Annotated in this window: 20 protein-coding genes and 1 pseudogene; 10 read left to right on the top strand and 11 right to left on the bottom strand. The window is 61.3% G+C overall.

Translation table 11 applies throughout. The annotated features are described in order from the left end of the window. Nucleotides 1–14: 14 nt before the first annotated feature. The 6 genes from P3T23_RS12085 to P3T23_RS12060 form a co-directional block, all read right to left on the bottom strand. A complete protein-coding gene (locus tag P3T23_RS12085; RefSeq protein ID WP_429316396.1) occupies nucleotides 15–758 on the bottom strand; it encodes an SDR family NAD(P)-dependent oxidoreductase in 744 nt (247 codons plus the stop codon). A gap of 21 nt (nucleotides 759–779) precedes the next feature. After that, the gene (locus P3T23_RS12080; RefSeq protein ID WP_429316395.1) at nucleotides 780–1,277 is read right to left on the bottom strand and encodes a bacteriohemerythrin; all 498 of its coding nucleotides are present in this window, start codon (nucleotides 1,275–1,277) and stop codon (nucleotides 780–782) included. Nucleotides 1,278–1,316: 39 nt separating this feature from the next. Continuing rightward, nucleotides 1,317–1,850: a cupin domain-containing protein gene (locus tag P3T23_RS12075; protein WP_429316394.1), complete on the bottom strand. Its 534-nt coding sequence runs from the start codon at nucleotides 1,848–1,850 to the stop codon at nucleotides 1,317–1,319. Between the two features lie 28 nt (nucleotides 1,851–1,878). Beyond that, nucleotides 1,879–2,994, bottom strand: coding sequence for an alcohol dehydrogenase catalytic domain-containing protein (locus tag P3T23_RS12070; RefSeq protein WP_429316393.1), 1,116 nt, complete (start codon nucleotides 2,992–2,994; stop codon nucleotides 1,879–1,881). Nucleotides 2,995–3,107: 113 nt separating this feature from the next. Beyond that, entirely contained in the window at nucleotides 3,108–4,181 is a 1,074-nt protein-coding gene (locus P3T23_RS12065; RefSeq protein ID WP_429316392.1) for a porin, read from the bottom strand. A 107-nt stretch (nucleotides 4,182–4,288) separates the two neighbouring features. Next, entirely contained in the window at nucleotides 4,289–5,647 is a 1,359-nt protein-coding gene (locus tag P3T23_RS12060) for a purine-cytosine permease family protein (protein WP_429316391.1), read from the bottom strand. 460 nt (nucleotides 5,648–6,107) lie between these two features. Here P3T23_RS12060 and P3T23_RS12055 point away from each other — a divergent pair, with 460 nt between their 5' ends. The 4 genes from P3T23_RS12055 to P3T23_RS12040 are packed head-to-tail and all read left to right on the top strand — an operon-like array spanning nucleotide 6,108 to nucleotide 11,288. Next, on the top strand, nucleotides 6,108–7,457 hold the full coding sequence (locus P3T23_RS12055; protein ID WP_429316390.1) for a Rieske 2Fe-2S domain-containing protein: 1,350 nt from the start codon (nucleotides 6,108–6,110) through the stop codon (nucleotides 7,455–7,457). 24 nt (nucleotides 7,458–7,481) lie between these two features. Continuing rightward, the gene (locus P3T23_RS12050) at nucleotides 7,482–8,504 is read left to right on the top strand and encodes an FAD-binding oxidoreductase (RefSeq protein WP_429316389.1); all 1,023 of its coding nucleotides are present in this window, start codon (nucleotides 7,482–7,484) and stop codon (nucleotides 8,502–8,504) included. A gap of 30 nt (nucleotides 8,505–8,534) precedes the next feature. Beyond that, a complete protein-coding gene (locus tag P3T23_RS12045) occupies nucleotides 8,535–9,860 on the top strand; it encodes a M20 family metallopeptidase (protein WP_429316388.1) in 1,326 nt (441 codons plus the stop codon). A gap of 30 nt (nucleotides 9,861–9,890) precedes the next feature. After that, nucleotides 9,891–11,288 carry an amidase gene (locus P3T23_RS12040; RefSeq protein ID WP_429316387.1) on the top strand — a complete coding sequence of 466 codons (1,398 nt, stop codon included), beginning with the start codon at nucleotides 9,891–9,893 and terminating at the stop codon, nucleotides 11,286–11,288. A 50-nt stretch (nucleotides 11,289–11,338) separates the two neighbouring features. On the opposite strand, the gene P3T23_RS12035 is transcribed toward P3T23_RS12040, so the two are convergent. Further along, entirely contained in the window at nucleotides 11,339–11,926 is a 588-nt protein-coding gene (locus tag P3T23_RS12035; RefSeq protein ID WP_429316386.1) for a winged helix DNA-binding protein, read from the bottom strand. A 1,202-nt stretch (nucleotides 11,927–13,128) separates the two neighbouring features. Here P3T23_RS12035 and P3T23_RS12030 point away from each other — a divergent pair. Next, a complete protein-coding gene (locus P3T23_RS12030; RefSeq protein WP_429316385.1) occupies nucleotides 13,129–13,449 on the top strand; it encodes a DUF4148 domain-containing protein in 321 nt (106 codons plus the stop codon). Nucleotides 13,450–13,638: 189 nt separating this feature from the next. Continuing rightward, on the top strand, nucleotides 13,639–13,914 hold the full coding sequence (locus P3T23_RS12025) for a hypothetical protein (protein ID WP_429316384.1): 276 nt from the start codon (nucleotides 13,639–13,641) through the stop codon (nucleotides 13,912–13,914). Between the two features lie 246 nt (nucleotides 13,915–14,160). Here the strand turns inward: P3T23_RS12025 and P3T23_RS12020 are convergent, their stop codons facing one another. Beyond that, the gene (locus tag P3T23_RS12020; RefSeq protein ID WP_429316383.1) at nucleotides 14,161–14,556 is read right to left on the bottom strand and encodes a winged helix-turn-helix transcriptional regulator; all 396 of its coding nucleotides are present in this window, start codon (nucleotides 14,554–14,556) and stop codon (nucleotides 14,161–14,163) included. A 117-nt stretch (nucleotides 14,557–14,673) separates the two neighbouring features. Between P3T23_RS12020 and P3T23_RS12015 the strand changes: the two genes are divergently transcribed. Together P3T23_RS12015 and P3T23_RS12010 are read left to right on the top strand one after the other, a co-directional pair. Further along, nucleotides 14,674–15,096: a nuclear transport factor 2 family protein gene (locus P3T23_RS12015; RefSeq protein WP_429316382.1), complete on the top strand. Its 423-nt coding sequence runs from the start codon at nucleotides 14,674–14,676 to the stop codon at nucleotides 15,094–15,096. Between the two features lie 11 nt (nucleotides 15,097–15,107). Further along, nucleotides 15,108–15,716, top strand: coding sequence for an FMN-dependent NADH-azoreductase (locus P3T23_RS12010; protein ID WP_429316381.1), 609 nt, complete (start codon nucleotides 15,108–15,110; stop codon nucleotides 15,714–15,716). A gap of 327 nt (nucleotides 15,717–16,043) precedes the next feature. Here the strand turns inward: P3T23_RS12010 and P3T23_RS12005 are convergent, their stop codons facing one another. Together P3T23_RS12005 and P3T23_RS12000 are read right to left on the bottom strand one after the other, a co-directional pair. Beyond that, a complete protein-coding gene (locus tag P3T23_RS12005) occupies nucleotides 16,044–16,562 on the bottom strand; it encodes a DUF1697 domain-containing protein (RefSeq protein ID WP_429316380.1) in 519 nt (172 codons plus the stop codon). 188 nt (nucleotides 16,563–16,750) lie between these two features. Continuing rightward, nucleotides 16,751–17,052: pseudogene (locus tag P3T23_RS12000) on the bottom strand (integrase); the annotation flags it as partial. 276 nt (nucleotides 17,053–17,328) lie between these two features. On the opposite strand from P3T23_RS12000, the gene P3T23_RS11995 reads away from it, so the two are divergent. Together P3T23_RS11995 and P3T23_RS11990 are read left to right on the top strand one after the other, a co-directional pair. Beyond that, the gene (locus P3T23_RS11995; protein ID WP_429316379.1) at nucleotides 17,329–17,973 is read left to right on the top strand and encodes a DUF1326 domain-containing protein; all 645 of its coding nucleotides are present in this window, start codon (nucleotides 17,329–17,331) and stop codon (nucleotides 17,971–17,973) included. Then, entirely contained in the window at nucleotides 17,970–18,761 is a 792-nt protein-coding gene (locus P3T23_RS11990) for a DUF2182 domain-containing protein (protein WP_429316378.1), read from the top strand. Before P3T23_RS11995 ends, P3T23_RS11990 begins: the two co-directional genes overlap by 4 nt. 135 nt (nucleotides 18,762–18,896) lie before the next feature. On the opposite strand, the gene P3T23_RS11985 is transcribed toward P3T23_RS11990, so the two are convergent. Continuing rightward, the gene (locus P3T23_RS11985; RefSeq protein ID WP_429316377.1) at nucleotides 18,897–19,328 is read right to left on the bottom strand and encodes a PaaI family thioesterase; all 432 of its coding nucleotides are present in this window, start codon (nucleotides 19,326–19,328) and stop codon (nucleotides 18,897–18,899) included. Between the last annotated feature and the right edge of the window lie 33 nt (nucleotides 19,329–19,361).

Genomic DNA, 19,361 nt, shown 5'->3' with positions numbered 1-19,361 from the left:
TCCGACGCGACGGGTCACGTCGTCATACCGCCATCGACAGACAGTGTGGTGCCCGTCACATACGCCGCCTTCCCGGAAAGCAGCCAGACCACCGCGTCGGCCACCTCGTGTGGCTGGCCGATCCGGCGCATCGGAATCAGGTCGTCGAGCAAATGGACGTCGCCGTTGGTCGATCTCATGTAGTTCGGCGTCTCGGTCGCGCCTGGACACACCGCGTTGATGCGGATGTTGCGGTCGGCGTACTCCTTCGCGACGGCGCGGGTCAGCCCGACCACCGCGTGCTTGCTCGCAACGTAGTGGGCGATCCCGTTCATGCCGCGCAATCCGAAGATCGACGCGTTGTTGACGATCGCGCCGCCCCCGTTGCGCAGCATCGCCTCCACCTGATACTTGACAGCGTAATAGACACCCTTGAAGTTCAGGTCGATAACCCACTCCGATTCTTCGACGGATGTCTGGTCGATCGGCTTGAAGTCGGCATGGCCGCCAGCGTTGTTGAACGCGAAATCGAACCGGCCGAAGCGCGACTCGATGAAGGCCACGAGCGCCTGGTTGTCCTCGCGACGCGATACGTCCGCGGGCCGGATCTCGGCCCGGCCACCCGCGCGCACAATTTCCTCGCGCACGGCGAGGAGCTTGTCCTCGCCCCTGCCAGCGAGCACGACAAGCGCGCCCTCGCGCGCCAGCGCAAGCGCCGCTGCGCGCCCCATGCCGGAGCCGCCCCCCGTCACTAGCCCCACCTTGTCTTTCATCATCATGTTTTGCTCCTCGAAAATCCGCTAGACCGCCGCTTCCACGTGCAGATCGCGCCGCAACACCACCGGCGCGCCGCCGTGCATCTTCTTGTTGATCCAGGCCGACAACGCGGAGTCCATGTAGTCGGCGTGGCCAGGAAACCAGTCGGCCAACGCCTGCGCGAGACGCTTCACATCCTGCAGGCCGACTTCGCCCACCGCCGCGAGTGCGTTCACCTTCTGCACTGCGTCGATCACTCGCTGATGCTCATCGAGATGACAATCCGCGGCCGGAAAGTCCGTCTTCTCCATCCATTCGCGCTCAATCGCGAAGTGGGACAGCAGATGCGCCTCCACGGCCTGCAGGCAACCGAGCGCCGTATGCTGCGTGCAGTTGGCGAGCACCGATACCACTTCGACAAACTCCTCATGCGCTGCGTCGATTGGCGCATGGCCAAGCAACATCGCGTCGCTCCATTCCAGCGTTTCGGCGCGTCGTGCCGCGGGCGGTCCGTCCTGCGGACGATCCGGATGCTGACTCATTGTTTGCTCTCCCACTTCGGTTTGCTCACACTGACCGCCTTATTCCGCGGCACCTATCAACACCGCCACCATGACCGCCGGCACGGTGCCGCGATTGCGCCACGCATGTCGTGTTCCGTTCTGCACTACAATGTCGCCCGCTTTCAGATGGCGAATCTCGCCATCGTCGAGTTCGAGCCACAACTCGCCCGACACAACGATGTCGTAGTCGACTGTCGTCGTGCGATGCATGCCCGAGCCGTCCGGTTCGAATGCCTGCGCGAGACCAGGCAGATGGGCCTCGTACTCCCGCCCGGCGGCAACCGGGTCGAACTCTGCGGAGTCGAGCGCGCTATCGGGCGGGAACTGCACGACCAGCAGGCGCGTGCCATGCGGATCGGGGACAACCGACTGGATGTGGACTACCGGGTCGCTGCCATCATGCGGCAGCGGCGCGACGCCTCGCAGCGTCGCCCATGCCAGCGTGGTCTGAAAGCCGGGTACCTCCGCATAGTTGTGGGTGTTGTCGACCGGGCCGTCGGAGAGAAATACCGATTTCCCGTTTTTTTCGCCTGTCACGACGCGTCTTACCATGATGTTCTCCTGAATGACTCGTGGTTATTCACTGGACGACGACGACGTTGACGAAGCCGCCAGCCCGTTTTTCCGCATCTGCGAGCGCCTCGTTGGCCTCTTCGAGCGCATAACGGCGATGTTCGAATATGCCCAGGTCGAGCGTGCCGGCCGCAGCCATCGCGGCGAGATCCTGGCCCTCGGCGACCGAGAACCAGAGCGACCCGACGATGCTCACCTGCGCGCACATCATCTCGTGCAGGTTGAGCGGCAACGGATCGGTCATGGCGCCGATCTCGACGAGCCTTCCGCCGCGCCGCAGCGCCGCGATGCTGTCGAGCGTCACCTGATGCGGCGCCCCCGGCGCGATCGCGTCGACGACCGCATCCACGCCCACGCCGCCGGTTTGCTCGCGCGCCCAGTCGGCGAGCGAACCCTTGCCGTACGCAAACGTGCTGATGCGCTGCGGATCGAGCGCACGCACACGAGCGAGCAATGCTTCATTGCGGGCGACGCAGAGAATGCGCGTCGCCCCCATCGCGCGGGCGATCTGCACGGCACCGAGGCCCAGCGTGCCGCTTGCGCCAACGATCAGCACGGTCCTGCCCGCACCGACGCCGGCCTTGCGTAGACCCGAGTAGGCGGTGCCGAGGTAGCCGAAACGCGACGCCTGCTCGAAGCTCACCTGCTCCGGCAGCTTGACGAGTCCGTCGGCGGGTGCCGTTGCGAATTCGCTGAAGCCGCCGTACGGGTATTGCCGATACACCTGCTTCGATTGCGGGCCAAAGCCGAAGTAACCCTGGAACGTAAACGCGACGCAGTTGATCGGCTCGCCGATCCGGCAAGCGTGACACGATCCGCACGAACGGCCCGGATTGATGTAGACCCGGTCGCCCGGGGCGATGCCGGTCACAGCGCTACCCACGTCCGTGACCACGCCGGCGGCGTCGAGCCCGTAGATTGCGGGTAGGTCCGGCACCGTGAGGTACGCGCGTTCGCCGTAATTGCTCATCACGTTGCGCAGGTTCGGCACGACGCCGGAGGCCTTCACGTCGACGAGCACATCGGTTGATCGCATGAGTTCGGGGCGCGGAATCGTGTCCGGCACGAAGCGGCCACCCGGCTCGTGAACGCGCATCGCGCGCATGGTGTGGGTCGTGTTCATCGTTGTGTCTCCTGTACAGATTGGTGAGTCATGACTGGCACGCGCCAGTGGCGAAACGAGGTGCGGCCATTCCCGGCAGGCCAGACGCAACACCTGCACGGTTCGTCGTGTCGTTAAAACACGTGGAGAATGCCGAGGTCCACCGCAGTCTGGCGGCCGCCCGATGCCGCTCCGGGAACGAGCGATATCCATGCAGGTCCGCCGGAGGCCTGCTGGAACGCGAGTCCCGAATAGATGCTTGTGCGTTTGGACAGCGAATAGGTCAGCGACAGCGTTTCCTGATTCGCCTTTTGGCCCTTCAGGACGTCGTTGCCCTTCATGAACTGGTACGCGAGATTCGCGTGCATGAACTGCGAAAACGTCCAGGTCACGTCGGTCTCGTACACTGAGACACGCGCCCCGTTCTCCGTGTTTTGCGTGTTCGTGTACATCGCGGCCAGCTCGGCTGGGCCCACGACCCACGAAGCGGCTAGCCCCATGTTCCGGATGCCGTCATTGCCGTTGTTCAGCTCGGGATATTTGACGTAGGTGTACGCACCGTTCAGTGCTACTGTGCCAATGTGATAGTTGATCCCGAAGCTCTGCGCGCTATTCTGGCCGAACGAGCCGGCCTGCCCGCCAAAGCTGTACTGGGCTCCGACCGACAAGCCGGCAATGGTGGGGCTCATGTACTTGACGGAGTTCTCGATCGGCGCGCCAAGCGTGCGGTCGAAGTCGAAGGAGTTATTGCCAGGCGGCCCAGGAATATTCAGCCCTGAAAACGAGCCCTGTCGCAGGCTCATCGAATTGACGAAGGGAAACGCGGGGCCCCAGTGATCGACGACGAGCGAATAGAACATGAAGTCGATCTGATTGCCTGCCGTCAGCGTGCCCCAGCGCTCGTCACGGAGACCCACGTAAGCCTCGTGGCCAAATAGCCCGTTGACGGATTCGCCGTTGTTCAGGCTGAACATACCCTCCAGCTTGAATATCGCCTTCAACCCGCCGCCCAGATCTTCCGTTCCGCGCAGGCCAAACAGGTCTGGTGCAGCGGTATCCGGGTCGGCCAGCCAGTTGCTGTGGCCGCCCACATTCGATACGTACATCACCCCGGTGTCGATAATTCCATAGAGTTCCACGCTGCTTTGCGCATGTGCCACCCCCGACATCAACAGTGTACTTAGTACTGCAAATTTCACTCTGCTCACCAAACTCTCCTCATGTCCACTTCTTTTGATCAATGAATTTGCTCTATTCGACGTGGTGTTCCCGACCTGCTCCCGACACCCCATCGCTACCTTGATCGGTGCGCGTCCTATACGCGTGCGGCCGCAAGCGCGCGTCTCGCATAGGTGGACAGAACCAGATATGTCAAGGCCGACACCACAAACGTCAGCGGCGCCGAAAAGGACTGGACTGTCGCCGAAGCGCCCATCGCGGCGATGCCGGCGGCCACGCCAGCGAACCATGCGAGCAGTCCGCCCACATTGAACGTCGGCACATTGGCAAGCGCGGAATCGACCGCCTCGTCGGCCCGTTCATACGACCGGCTCGACAGAATATGCGCCAGCGCCACGGCTACCCAAGCGACGACGAATACGCCCTGATAAGCCAGCGCCTGCAGCAATTTCGAAAACAGGCCGGACAGCATCAGCGAATAGACCACGGCTGCGACGACCAGGGTCCAGACGAATTTCGGGAAGTTCAATCCGAGCGTTCGCTGGAAGAACGCATGCGTGTTGATCGTCGCAAGATAGTAGTTAGCGGTATTGATCCGGGTCTGGGTCACCAGCAGGAATCCGAATCCCCAAATGCCCATCAGCTTGAGCAGCGCGAGCACGACAGATACCTCCGAGGGCGCGCCGCTGCCGGGGATCGTGCTGACCAGATAAATGCCGATCACGCCATTGACGATGAACGTCATCGTCCAGAACGGCAGGCCAAAGTTAACTACTCCGTGATAGCGCGCGTCTTTCTCCTTGCCGAATCGTGCGAAGTCGAAGGCGGCCATCATGAAGACCCACACACCCATGTAGTAGACGAAACAGTTCCACCATCCGCCAGGCGAAACCGCCCCGGTCGGCGGGCCGAAATGGAGCCAGGCGTCGCTGTACCCATATGTCCGGGTCGTCATTACCACGGCTGCAATCAGGCCGGCGACGTAGAACGGCAGCAGCACGCCGTTCAACTTGTCGAGCCAGTTCTGCACGCTGCCGAAAACCAGCGGCGCGCTGAACAGGACAACCAGAAGCGCCGCCACCGGATAGGAGATGACCGGAAACAGGTGATTGATGGCAACGGCGATCACCGAACTCTCGAACACGGCGTAGTAGATGACGGTTGCAGCGAGGATTAACGTCGCCAGTGCCGCCCCAGCGTCGCCGAAAAGCATGCGCGAGAAGAGGGACACCGAAAGGCCGGTCTTGATCGCATGGCGCGTCAGGACGAAGTTCACCACCGCATAGACGACCACGGAGAGGACCATGCCGATGATGGCATTGCCGGTTCCATAGTAGAGCGCAAGCGTCGCGCCGATGATCAGGTACACCATTGCACTGCAAAGGCCCCACCACGCCATCGTCAGGGCGAACTTCGGCATGCGCGCATCCTTGCCGATGCGCGCCGTCGATAGATCTACACCCTCCGTTACTGCTGTTTCCATCGCTCCTGGCATGACACTCTCCTTACGGTTGATTGAATTTTCCCGAAACCCGGATGCACAGCCTGTCTGACTCATTCACCTGCCGCTGCGGTTAGTTCTACTCTCGTCTGCGTGCCTCGCCGCCTCCTGCATAGCCGCGCATGGCTCGATCGAACCTCGCGCAGCGGCTCGGTAAAAACCCTGATCAACTCCCTCCCGCCACCCAACATTGCCGAGCCGTCTACGGCCGCCCAGCGCCTTCTGGCGCGATTGACCCGTCTATTTACATATCAATCATCAATCAATATCTAATCGATAGACGCGCAAAGATTGATTGAAAATAAATTGACTGTCAATTAAAGGTTTCGTAGTCTTCGCTCACAGCGTCGGATCAGACTTGCCCATCCGGTCGAGGGCGATCCGGCTGTACAGAACAAGCGCTCGTGAGGGCTCACGAAGCGCGTACCAGGTCGCCTAACCCAGGAGATACCCTATGAGCGATACGCCAATCGTCCGCCGACGCAGCAGCGGCTCCCGACTGAACGAAATCAGCGACGCGCGCGTCAACGACGCGAAGGTTCAAAGTCAGTACCAGCCGTACAAGGATGCGGCGTGGGGTTTCGTCAACCACTGGTACCCCGCCCTGTTCAGCAACGAACTGCCGGAAGACGCCGTCGAGGGCATCCAGATCTGCGGGATTCCCATCGTGCTCCGTCGGGTCGACGGCAAGGTCTACGCGCTCAAGGATCAGTGCGTTCACCGTGGGGTGCGCATGTCGGCCAAGCCGATGTGTCTCACCAAGGACACCATCAGTTGCTGGTATCACGGCTTCACGTTCGAGCTGGAAACCGGCAAGCTGGCCACCATCGCGGGTAACCCCGATGACAAGCTCATCGGCACGACCGGCGTAACGACCTATCCGGTCGAGGAAGTCGCCGGCATGATCTTCGTCTTCGTGCGCGAAGACGACTTCCCGGACGAAGACGTGCCGCCGCTCGCCCACGATCTGCCGATCCGTTTCCCGGAAAACGACGAGCGCTTTCCGCATCCGCTGTGGCCTTCGGCGCCGAGCCTGCTCGACAAGGACATCGTGGCCCGCGGAATGCACCGCACCGGCTATGCCAACTGGCGCATCGCCTGCGAAAACGGCTTCGACAACGCGCACATCCTCGTCCACAAGGACAACGCGATCATTCATGCCAAGGACTGGGTACTGCCGCTCGGCATCGTGCCGACGTCGGACGACTGCATCGCCGCGGTCGAAGACGAGAACGGGCCGAAGGGACTCGTGCAATGGCTGTTCACCGAGAAGTGGAATCCGATCCTCGAGAACGCCAAGGTCGACCTCAAGGTCGAGAACGTGAACGCGCGCCCCTATCGAACGTCGGTGTTCATGCCGGGCGTGCTCATGGTCGAGAACTGGCCGGAAGAGCATGTCGTCCAGTTCGAGTGGTACGTGCCGATCACCGACGACACCTACGAGTACTGGGAGATCCTTGCGCGCGTGTGCCCGACCGAGAAGGAGCGCAAGGAATTCAATTACCGCTACGAGCATCTGTTCAAGCCTTTGTGTCTCCACGGCTTCAACAACTGCGACCTGTATGCGCGCGAAGCGATGCAGGACTTCTACGCCGACGGCACGGGATGGGATAACGAGCAGCTGATGGCAACCGACGTCTCGCCCATCACGTGGCGCAAGATCGCGTCGCGCTGGAATCGGGGCATCGCCAGGCCCGGGCGCGGCGTGGATGGCGCAATCAAGGCTTCGAGCCTTCGCATGAAGAAGACCGCTGAAGGCAAGCAGCCCGCCTACTTCGTCGACAAGATCGAAGAAGATCACTAATCAATGCAGTACTGAGGTATCCGTATGTCTTCCGTTAGAAATGTCACGTTTAAGTTCCGCGACGGGAAAGCGACATCGGTTGCCGTGCAGCAGAGCGAGAGCGTGCTCGATGCCGCTCTCGCGGCCGGTATCCCGGTCCTCCACCAGTGCCGTTCGGGCTCGTGCTCGAGTTGCACGGCGCGCCTGGTGGAGGGTCGGGCCGGCATGCGCGCCGGCTCCAGTTCGACGCTGCTGCGCAGTGAATTCGAAGCCGGCGACCGCCTGTTGTGCCTGACCGAACCCGAAACCGATTGCACGTTCGCGCTCAATTACGAAAGCGACGCCGCATCTGTCAGCGCAGTCAAGGCACACGCGTTCGTCGATAGCGTGGAAAAAGTCGCGCCGAATGTGATGCGCGTCACCCTCGAACTGGCCGAAGGCGCATGGCTCGATTTCCGCCCCGGCCAGTTCATCCAGGTACGCGTGCCCGGCACCGACGTCACACGCAGCTACTCGCCGTCCAGCACCGCAGCCGAGCTGCCTAAGATCGAACTGCTCGTGCGCCTTCTGGAAGACGGTGTCATGTCATCCTGGCTCGAGCATCGTGCGAAACCGGACGACGTACTGGAAATCGAGGGGCCGTTCGGCAACTTCTTCCTGCGCGAGAAAGTGCCGGCCCCGCACATCATGATCGCCGGCGGGACCGGGCTCGCCCCCATCCTGTCGATGATCGACACGATCCGCCGCAAGCCGGGCCGCAGACCACCCGTGCTGCTCAGCTTCGGCTGCGCGACCCCCGAGCAGCTGTTTTGCCTGGATGACATCGCGTTGCGCAGGCACTGGTTGCCTCAACTCGCCACGCGAATTTCGGTCGACCAGGGGGCGAACGGCGAATTGCTGAGCGGCAACCCGGTCGACGCCATCCGCAGCGATGACGTGACGCACGCGGACGCCGTCGCCTATCTGTGCGGCCCGCCCCGCATGATCGAAGCGGCCACGCGCAGGCTCACCGAATTCGGGCTGCGCCCTGAAAACATCTACGCCGAACAGTTCGCGCCGTCGAACTGATCGCGTACCGCAAGCACCCGGAGGTAACCCGTGCTGTCAACAACACCTTTGCCCTTTTCTCCCGAGCAGCAGGCGTGGTATGAGCGTGCCTGCGCGAAACTCAATCCCCGGCGCCTTCAACAGCTGCTGTTCGACCTCACGGATATTCACAGCCCGACCGGCGCCGCCCGCGACGCGAGCCAGTTCATGGCGCGCCACCTCGAGAGCGCGGGGCTGAACGCGAGCTACCGCCGGATGAACGATCGGACCGGCAACGTTGTCGCCGAAAAGCGAGGCAGCGGCGGCGGTGCAGCGCTGATGCTGTACTCGCCGATCGATACGCATCTCGAAGGCGACGAAAGCGATCGGCCGTGGGTCGGACAGCCCGATTACGTGGACCTTCAGACCAAGGCCCGCATGCAGGGCGACTGGGTCTTCGGGCTCGGCGCGTCCAATCCGAAAGGCATGATCGCCACGCTCACCGAGGTCGCGACGGCCTTGATCGAGGCCGACGTGCCGCTGACCGGCGACCTGATCGTCGCGATGGCGGACGGCGGCATGCCCGTCGATCTGGCAGCGCGCGACCAGGCGGGCATGTCCGCCGGCGTCACCCATCTGCTGAGCCGCGGCGTGGCTCCCGATTTCGCGATCGTCATGAAGCCCTGGAACTGGGTCTATCACGAAGAACCCGGAATGGGCTGGTTCAAGCTGAAGGTCAAGGGAACCCTGGGCTACGCCGGCGTGCCGCGCGGCACGCCGGGTTTTCGCAGTTCGGTCGTGCCGGCGGCGCACGTCATTCTCGAACTCGAGCAATGGCTGATTGACTACGCCGAGCGCAACACGTCCGGCGTCGTCAAGCCACACGGCTGGATCTCTGGCGTGCAGGCCGGATGGCCTGAGCGGCCGGCATTTCCGTCCGCCGTCACTGAGATCTTCTTCGATGTGCGCATCAACCCGCGCACGAGCCCCGGCGAGGTCAAGGCCCAGTTCGCGCAGTTCGTCGCCGAACTGCAGGCGCGCCACCCCGATTTCGATCTCGACTGGGAGATGTACGGTTCCGTTCCGGGCGGCACCACATCGCCGTCCAACTGGATCGTGCAGTCGGCGCGGCGCGGCTGGGAGCACGTCGAAAAACGGCTGCACCCCACGCCCGACTATCTGGGGGGGCAAACCGACGGCGCCGCACTGCGCCGCTTCGGCATCCCGACTGCGCGGATCGGTTGGCCCTGGCCAGCCGAAGGCTCGCCCGAACCGCTGGCTGAAGGCCTCGGTGGCATGGGCGCGACCTATATCCCCGACCTCATGCCTTGCGCCGGGAAGATCATGTATGCGGTGATCGACACGCTGACGCGCACACGCCCGGAACTCGGTCTCTAAAGGGGCATTCAGCCCGGACTCTACTCGACCATGTCAAATTCAGACCTGCATTATCTGGACGCCGGCGCGCTTGCGCGCCTGATTCGCGCGCGCGAAATTTCGCCGGTTGAGATAACAAGCGCGATCCTCGACCGCATCGCGCGTCTCGACCCGTCGCTTCACAGCTACGCGCTGGTCATGCGGGATCAGGCAATGGCCCAGGCAAAGGCTGCCGAGCAACAGCTGCTTGCCGACGGCCCGAGCGGCCCGCTGCTTGGCGTTCCCATCGCCGTCAAGGACCTGTACTGGGTAGCGGGCTCGCCAACGGCAGCCGGCACGACCATACACAGGGATTTTGTTCCGACTGAGGATGCGACCGCCGTCCGGCGGCTTCGCGAAGCGGGCGCAATCGTGCTCGGCAAACTCCAGCTGACCGAGGGCGCGTTCGCGACTCATCATCCGGCGATCGCCTCGCCGGTCAATCCATGGCACGCCGACCATTGGGCGGGTGCATCATCGAGCGGCTCCGGTGTCGCGACCGCAGCCGGCCTCTGTTACGGATCGCTCGGCACCGACACGGGAGGTTCGATCCGCTTTCCGTCTGCGGCGAACGGCCTCACGGGCATCAAGCCCACCTGGGGACGCGTAAGCCGGCACGGCGTGTTCGAGCTGGGCGCAAGTCTGGATCATGCCGGTCCGATGGCGCGTAGCGCCGCCGATGCGGCGCTGCTGCTGGGCATCATTGCCGGGCATGATCCGTTGGACCCGACTTCGTTGCCGGAAGCGCGGCTGTCGCTCCCCGATGCCGCTCACGATCTGCGTGGCCTGAGGATCGGCATCGACTACGCCTGGAACACCGAGGGCACCGACGATGTGATCGTCCAGGCACTGGACCGGGCGGTCAATACGCTCAAGGAACTGGGCGCCGAAATCCGCGAGGTCAGCTTTCCCGACGTCCGCGCCGTGGTCGACGAATGGCAGGTCAACTGCGGCGCGGAAGTCGCCGTAGCGCACGCAGATACGTTCCCGCGGCTGGCATCCGAATACGGACCGGCATTGACCCGCCTGATCGAGATCGGACGCGAAACCAGCGCGATGCGCTACCAGGAGGTGCTGCTCAATCGCGCCGCGTTTCGTGGGAAAGTGAACAAGCTGATGAGCGAGATCGATCTCCTGATCGCACCCGTTCAACCCTTCGCCGCACCGACTCACGATCAGCTCAGCGCGCTCGCACAAGATCCGGACCTCAACGCGCGACTAATCCAGTTCACGGCGCCGTTCAACTCGACCGGTCACCCGAGCATGGCGCTACCGTGCGGATTCACGTCTGCCGGTTTGCCCATCGGTTTCCAGTTTGTCGCGCCGCACGGCGGCGAGGCGCTCCTCTGCCGGGCAGGCATCGCCTTTCAGCGTGTCACGAACTGGCACTGCGCGCACCCGTCACTCTGAACACCGGCCATGCGCGGGAGCGGAGGACTTGCCCTTGCCGAACACGAGGGTCAGTCCTCCGCACTCTTGCGCGTCTTGCGAGGCGTCTTGGGCTTCGCGGGCAGTTCGTGGGTCTGCGGCGTGATCGTCGCGGAGTCGCGCGCCGCCTCTTCATAGATGCCGGTCAGGAGCGACATGAAGCGCGCGCCCTTCTCGAACTTGTCCTGGACGTCGCTGATTTCCTCGAGCCGCTTGATCAGTATTTCCTGCCTCACCTTGTAGTATTCGTCTGTGAGCTTCACTCCCAGTTCGCTCGCGACATAGGAATACGTCTTGCTGTTGTTGTCTTTCTGTTTTTCGATCAGGCCTGCGGCTTCCAGCTTTCTCAGGCTGTATTGAATGTTCGGAATGTCATCCCGATTCATCAGTCGTGCAATCGTGGCGCTATTCTTGGGTCGATCCTGCATGCGGATCACGTGCAGGATCACATGCTCCTGGTACTTGACGTCAACATCGGCGGCGATGGTAATCATGCCCGTCGTCAGCACGAAGCGCGAAAACGCCTCGTAAAAGCGTATTAACGACCACTCGAATTCTGTTGCCTGATATTCCATGTCCGTCTTTGCGAGGTGCCACCCGCGATAGAATTTTGGTTCCATTCCCTGACTCGAATAAAAAACGTTCACCACCGTGCCGGCCGACTTTTCGTTACCACGCGCCGTCCGATCGACGGCATCCGCTCGCCCCGGGAGACGCGCTAACCCGACGTCGGCACCCCTTGCAGTACCGCACACCGCGCCAGGATCGCCCGGAGTCAATGGAACCCGGTCTAGCGATCTCCCATTGATCATCCACTGATGGACTATCGATAGTTTAACAATCATTTTGGAGGCGGGCGCGGTTTCAGGCCTCGCGCAGAGACCAGGTCGGGTGAAATGGGAATTGGGTCTCCCTTTTGTCGGTCAACAGTTAGCGTGTGAACAGGGCGCACTCATCGCCTCACAAACTCGACGATCAAAGGACAGGTCCAGCCAGATTTGACCTCGTTCTCTCAGCTTCCCTTCTGGGAACATCCGCACCGACGACCCGTCCGTGGACCTCGTCCCACGAATGTCCGGTCCACTTCGATGGCGTCGAAAAAGTCGCTGTTCCGCTCACTGCCACAGACCGGCCACTCGCAGAGGGCAACGACGAATGGCCGCTACCGATTTCGACGAATGCGTACTCACGTTAAGGGTTACCAGCGGTCCTCACCTAGCCTCACTCCGGCTTGCCGACTTTTTTCGGCCGACACCGGTTGCCGGAGGCGGTGCTGAAGATGACAGGCCTTTAGACTGGAGCGCGTTAATGCGCAACCGACGGCAGTTGGCGGATCAGTGTCTAGACGCAGTCCGGCACCGCGCTGTGTTGCAGACCGATCGCAGCGCTTGTCGGTTGTGCGTGTTTAAAGGGCGCTCTGCAATGCCTGTAGGGCGGGTCAGTGTCCGCATTGGATGGGCTGTACGGCCGGCCGAACGACGCAGTCACCGGCGCAGCGAACGGCTCATGATGGCAGGCGACTGGGCAAACGCCTGGTCTCCTCTGTGCAATGGATGGGGTCGCCATGCGCCCAGCGACCCGGCTCTGGCAAGCTGTCCATGTACCGCCTACCCGCCCACCCGCCCACCCGCCACCAGGGCAGCCTGACAAACGCCCCGCCGTCGGGGCTGTACTGACCTGCCATCACCATTGGCAGGTTTTTGCTAACAGTGAATTCGAAAATTAGGTATTTACCCTGATCTCCACTCTCTCTAGACTGTATTCAACGGCTGCAGACAAACGTGTTTGTAGCTCCGCAGAAAACAATCTGGAGGTAGTCATCATGAAGTCGCTCATCAAAGCTGTTGCTGTTGCCCTCGTTCTCGCCGCTCCGGTCGCTTCGTTCGCGCAGTCGAACCAACCCGTGACGCGTGCACAGGTGCGTGCCGAACTCGTGCAACTGGAAAAGGCCGGTTACAACCCGTCTGCAGCTGACGATGCAACCTACCCGGCGCAGCTTCAGGCTGCGGAGGCTCGCGTAGCTGCGCAAAACGGCACGGCGCAAGCTGCAACCAGTGACGTCGGTGGGGTCACCGACGGCGCGTCACAGTCGGGTCGTCCTGAAGTCGCTGCGGGCGCGAAGTCGATTTACTTCGGTCGCTAAACCGTCAGGCTGGAGGGGCTGCTGGCGGTCCACCCGGCCTCGAGGCATTGCAATGCGGACGCGCTGAACGTCGGCGCGCCCGCTCGTATCAAACTGCGTTGCCATCGGGATCACATCAACTGGCGGGCAGGTGTCACATCCGTCTCTCCGCCCCTCGGACGCTGACGGCCAGATCTGAGCAGGCAGTTCTTGCTGTTGCCGCAACGCAGTGTAGAAATGGTCACGGTCTGGCATTGCGGTATCGACGTTCTGTCTCCGGCGCAAGGCAACCCTGATGTTCGTCACAGCCTTACAGGAATGGAGCCAACCATGGTCGAGACGATTGTCGGTGTCGCTATTGGACTCCCGGTTTTGGTCGTTGCCGTTGTTTTCGCTGCCGGACTCTATCGACAGGAACATCTGCGCAATCGCGTGATCAGGTCGATAAGCGATCGTTTGTACGATTTCTCTCGATCCAGGGATTGACGATGCGTCGGGCGGCCGTTGGCAGGTCCGCGCGACGTGCCTCGCCAAAGCCCTGCGGCCCGATCGCGCAGACTCTCTTCGCACCTGGCTACGTCATGGGATCGATCGGAGAGGGAGGCGTACCTCGTGCCTCTATCGCGTTGCCTGCCTGCAAACACAAATCTTCCCGAAAGTGAGCGGCGACGATCTGTACGCCGACCGGGACTGAACGTGAATACGACGACTGGGCTGCTGCAATGCCAGACGCTATCTCGCGTCGCATTTACGTTGTGCATCCCTGACTTGCTCCCAGTTTTCCCTGGCCCAATCGAACAGTCCTTGGGTAGGGGCCAGTAGGCTCTTTCCGAGGTCCGTCATCTCATACTCGACGCGGGGCGGCACCTCGGGAAACAACTCACGAATTACCAGACCGTCACGTTCGAGATTCTTCAGGGTCGAAGAGAGCATTCGTTGCGAAATCCCCGGAACCGCGCGTTCGAGTACAGAAAATCGAGCGCGCCCGCCGAGAAGGTCGAGCGAAAGCACGACGAAGATCGTCCACTTGTCGCCGACCTTCGTCAACAGTTCCCGAACCGCCATTGGGTCCGAGCTTCTGCAGATCGCCGCGGGGTCCAGTTGGTTGGCTTTGCTCGGCCTCTTCATAACTTACCTCAATGTTAGTGACTGAATTTAAAGTGCCTTCTTCCTTGAGGCAAGCTTCAGATTTATATTTAACTCTCATTTTGTAAGCGACCTACCGAAGCGCTCAAGGAGTTGGGAATGCCGAAGCCGAAATACGCTGCCTACGAGGCCGCTGACCCGTACTTCAATCTGGTTCGAGGGGCGCTAGGTGACCTCGTCGATGGCGAGCACTTCTTCGACATCGTCGCCGACGATGTCATCTACGAGGTTCTTTACGACCTGGGTTGGCCTCGCGTAATCGAAGGGCGAACCGACCTGATGGCTGCATTCAGGGGCTATGTCGACAACATCGCACTTCAATTCGCCGACAAGTTGATTACCCACAGGACAGACGACGGCTGTGTCATTGAATACGAGGTCCACGGGACCATCCTCGCGACGGGCGTGAAATACAACAATCAGTTCTGCTCAATCATCAAGATTGAAAACCGAAAGATCACACACTGGAGAGACTACATGGACTCCCTTGCGGCCTGGAACGCGTTGACTGCGAAGAAATAGGAGTTAACGATATGAAGCAAATTCTGATGATTGAGGTAAGCCCGAGGGGGAAGGACTCGGCGAGTCGAGCGGTCGCCGATACGCTCGCCGCACGGCTTACCGCCCTTCATTCGTCGGCAAAGCTCGTACGCCGCGACCTGGCCGCCGAGCATCTCCCTCATCTGGACGAAATCACGCTCCCCGCTATCTCGACGAAGAACCCGGCCGAGGCCGAAAGGCTGAAGGATGCGGCCCGCCAGTCGGATAAACTAACCGACGAGCTTCTTGAATCCGACCTTCTGGTTATCGCAACGCCGATGTGGAATTTCGGCATTCCCTCCGCCCTCAAAGCATGGATCGATTTGGTCGTTCGGCCGGGCAGAACCTTCCAATACTCGGATGGCGGCGTCCTCGGTCTGGCAAAAGGCAAGAAAGCCATTCTGGTTCTGGCTTCAGGGGGCGTCTTTACCGAAGGCCCATGGCGCTCGTGGGATTTTGTCGAGCCTTACATTCGCCAAATCCTTGGCTTCATTGGCATTGTGGATGTGCAGACCGTTCGAGCTGAGGGGATGAACATACCCCTCCTGGCTGCTAACGCAGTGCGAAAGGCGAACAACGCTGTCTTGGAGCTGGCTCTATAGGCACTCTTTCCCATCAACTGGACGATATGCACAAACGAGTGATGAGTTAGCCATCAGGTCATCATTTTCGTTTTTGTCGCTTCACGCATCGGTGAGTGCTCCCAACTTACCTCGTTCGCAGAGCGCTCCCAGTCAATGGGCCGTCGGTCCGCACCGGACGACAAGCTCAGTTCATAGGCTTGTAGGCAAAGCAGACGTCCGAGTGTCCGAACTACGCCGCGACCGAATGACACGTCATGGCCGGTCTCTACCTGACGCAGTCGCCTCAGTTCGGACCCATTTCAGCCAGCCGGTGCAAGTTTTCGGGCGACCGCCTGCGCATGAAGCCTATGCCCTGGCACACTTGATGACCGTATCGAGCGTGCGAGTGGTGATGTCCTTCCCGAACGAGCGTTCGAGCAGGCTCATGAACACGGGGCCTTTCTTCGGGTCAGGCAAGTAGGCGCTGAAGACCTCCGTGGCATTGGCCTTGACGATGCTTGCGCCGTCGCGCTCTATGGGCAGCTTCACGTCTGGCGACACTGGGCTGCGGAGAAAGGTGACAACCCGCTTGGCCGAAGGCGCAAGGCTGAACTCGGCGAAGGGGTCCGAGTCGATGAGGTCCTGGAGATAGCGGGCCCGCCGGACGAAGGTGTCGAAGCTGTGGCCTAGTTCAGATTGCATCGCCTTCTCGGCGCGTCGCTCCACGCTGGCCAGTGACAACGATCGCGCGTTGAACACGACGTTCCCGCTGGAGAGCAAGGTTTTCACTTCGGAGAAACCCGCCGCCTCGAAGCAGCGCTTGAGTTCGGACATCCGGGCGTTCATCGGGCTGACGCCGCGAAGAAAGGCAACGTATCGGGACATGGCTATCTCGTAGTAGCTGGCGAACCGCCACGCATCTTGCGGTCAACGGCAAATGCAGGGTGACGTTCCACCGCACGGGCTGGTTAATGATAGACGAGCGCCGGCTAGCGGTTCAGCACACCGTGCCGTTGACAAGACGCGTGCAGGAGGTCACGCGCGTCCGCTTCTGGCCCGACAGCGACCGATTACCGTCCAGCCTCCGTGATTTCGAACTGAACCGGCCGTTGCGTCTCCTGCTGCATCACCGTTGCCCGTGACGCAACGCGCTGACCGAGGCGGATATCACGCACTCCCAGCCTGGTCAGATCGCACGCTCTCAACTTGCTGTCGATGGCCAGGTTGAACATCGCAAGATCGCGTGTCTCGCTGCCAGTTGCAGACGAATCCGGATCGCCCAGATCTCTTTCAGTTTCAGCGGCGGCTTCTGTCCTGTGAACTTGCCTTTATTCCAAGGCTCACGTGCCGTGCTGACAACGGTAGTCGCTTCCATGACGATCTCCTTTCAAGTGAAGGGAGTGCCAGTCTGCGCCGACCACCGGGGGCGAAAACCGGACCCGTAGTTGCATGATGACATTCTCAAGGTCGATGGCAGGTTTGGGATCAGGCAGCGGCCGTTCTGATCGCAGGATGCTCCGTCAAAACATCATATGTAACGCCCATCACAATCGCCTGCGCGCCCAGTCAACCCAAACTTTGACTTCCCTCCCCCCTGCCATACACTAGATTCGAAGCACGCTACTCGTCGCTGAGCACAAGGAGAACAACCATGACTCCCTGGGAAATCCAAGGCACCGAACTGATCAACTGCAATTGTTCATACGGTTGCCCGTGCCAATTCAACGCACTGCCGAACAACGGCTTCTGCGAAGCGATGGGCGCCATCTCGATCAGCAACGGTTACTACGGCGACGTGCGACTCGACGACCTCAATATCGCGGTCGTGTTTCAGTGGCCGGGACCGATCCACGAAGGCAAGGGCAAGTGCCAGCCGATCGTCGACGAACGGGCCAGCCCGGAGCAACGCGAAGCCATTCTGAAAATCATGACGGGGCAGGACACCGAGCCGTTCGCCACGATGTTCTCCGTATTCGCATCGACGCTCGAGCAGGCATTCGATCCGATCTTTACGAAGATCGACTTCGACGTCGATGTCGATGCCAGACGAGGTCGGATTCATGTCGAGGGCGTATTCGACGTCGTCGGCGAACCGATCCGTAATCCGGTGACGGGCGACGAGCATCGCGTTCGAATCGACTTGCCGCATGGCTTCGAATACGAGCTTGCCGAAATCGGCTCCGCCACCAGCCGCTCGCAAGGAAACATCGCACTGGATCTCAAGGGGACTTACGCGCAGTTCGCGCGACTGCACTTGAATAACAAAGGACCGATCCGGCATCGCGCTGCCGCATGAGCAGCGTTGAAAACATCCTCGGACGTGAGCGCGTCATCACCGCGCTCGGCATCGTCGCAGTCGTCGCGTTGTCGTGGGCCTACTTGTGGACGGGCGCCGGAATCGGCATGTCCGCACTCGAGATGACGGCCGTCGCGCTGTTCCCGCATCGACTGGCAGACGGCGGCGGGGGAATGGATCCGTCGCTGCCGACCGTGATCCTCATGTGGTGGGTGATGATGATCGCGATGATGACGCCCAGCGCGGCGCCGCTCGTCCTGTTGTATCGACGCGTATTGCGGTATCACGACTCGGTCGAGGCCAGGACGGTCACTCCGTCAATGTTTCTTCTGGCCGGCTATCTGACGGCATGGCTGGCATTCTCGATCTGCGCGGCATCGCTGCAGAAGGTGCTGCAACCGACCGGCCTCATTTCGGAAATGATGTTGTGGTCGAAGAGCGCGCTCCTTTCCGCGATCGTTCTGGCCGCGGCGGGCGTCTACCAGTTCTCGCCGCTCAAGCACGCCTGCCTGACGCAGTGCCGTTCACCAGTGAATTTCCTTACCGCGCACTGGCGTCCAGGCGTCGCAGGCAGCTTCCTGCTCGGGATGCGTCACGGCATTTACTGCGTGGGCTGCTGTTGGCTGCTGATGGCGTTGTTGTTTGTCGGCGGCATCATGAATCTCGTCTGGATCGCCGCGCTGTCGCTAATCGTTTTCATGGAAAAAATCCTGCCCGGCGGTGAGCGCGTCGGCCGCGTGCTGGGCGTCGTGCTGATCGCCTGGGCAGGCGTCACCCTGCTGGTGTGATCGGCTTTTCTCTTCCCACACGGTCATTCAAATGACCGAGCTGCTGGATCTCTTAATAGAGGTGTGTCCCGTACGGGTCCGGCGTCAGTCAGACACGGCGCACAGCACGTCTTGCACGATCGAACAATGTCGCCGTCACCTCGCCTCGCCCCTCGCGACGATCATGCAGACCGCCGACGCCATCGCCACTAGCCTGTCGTCCTGCCACAGCTCCCCGTTCACGTTGCACACGCCACGCCCCCTGCGCACGAGCGTCGACCTGCCGAGCAACGTGCCGGGCTTCGCAGGCCGCAGGAACGAAGTGTTCAGGCTGAGCGTCGCGCAGTGCTCGCCTTCGCCCAACGTGGATGTAACCAGCAGTGCAGTCACGTCATCCAGCATCGCGGACAGGATGCCACCCTGCACATGTCCTGCCGGGTTCATGAACGCCGATGCGCCCACGTACTCGGATTCGAGCGTGTTATCCCCTAGCGATACGATCTTGCCCCCGAGCGTCGCCGTGATGGCGGGCAGCGCTCCGTCCGCGCCGAAGAACTTCTCCTGTAGCTGGCTGTCGTCGATTTTCATCTGCTCTCCTCCGTTCGTATCAGAGCCGCCTGG

Source organism: Paraburkholderia sp. GAS448 (genome assembly GCF_050435685.1).
In the GTDB taxonomy this organism is placed as follows: Bacteria; Pseudomonadota; Gammaproteobacteria; order Burkholderiales; family Burkholderiaceae; genus Paraburkholderia.
Note: the sequence above shows the minus strand (reverse complement) of the source record. Positions and strands in the feature narration are given on the sequence as shown.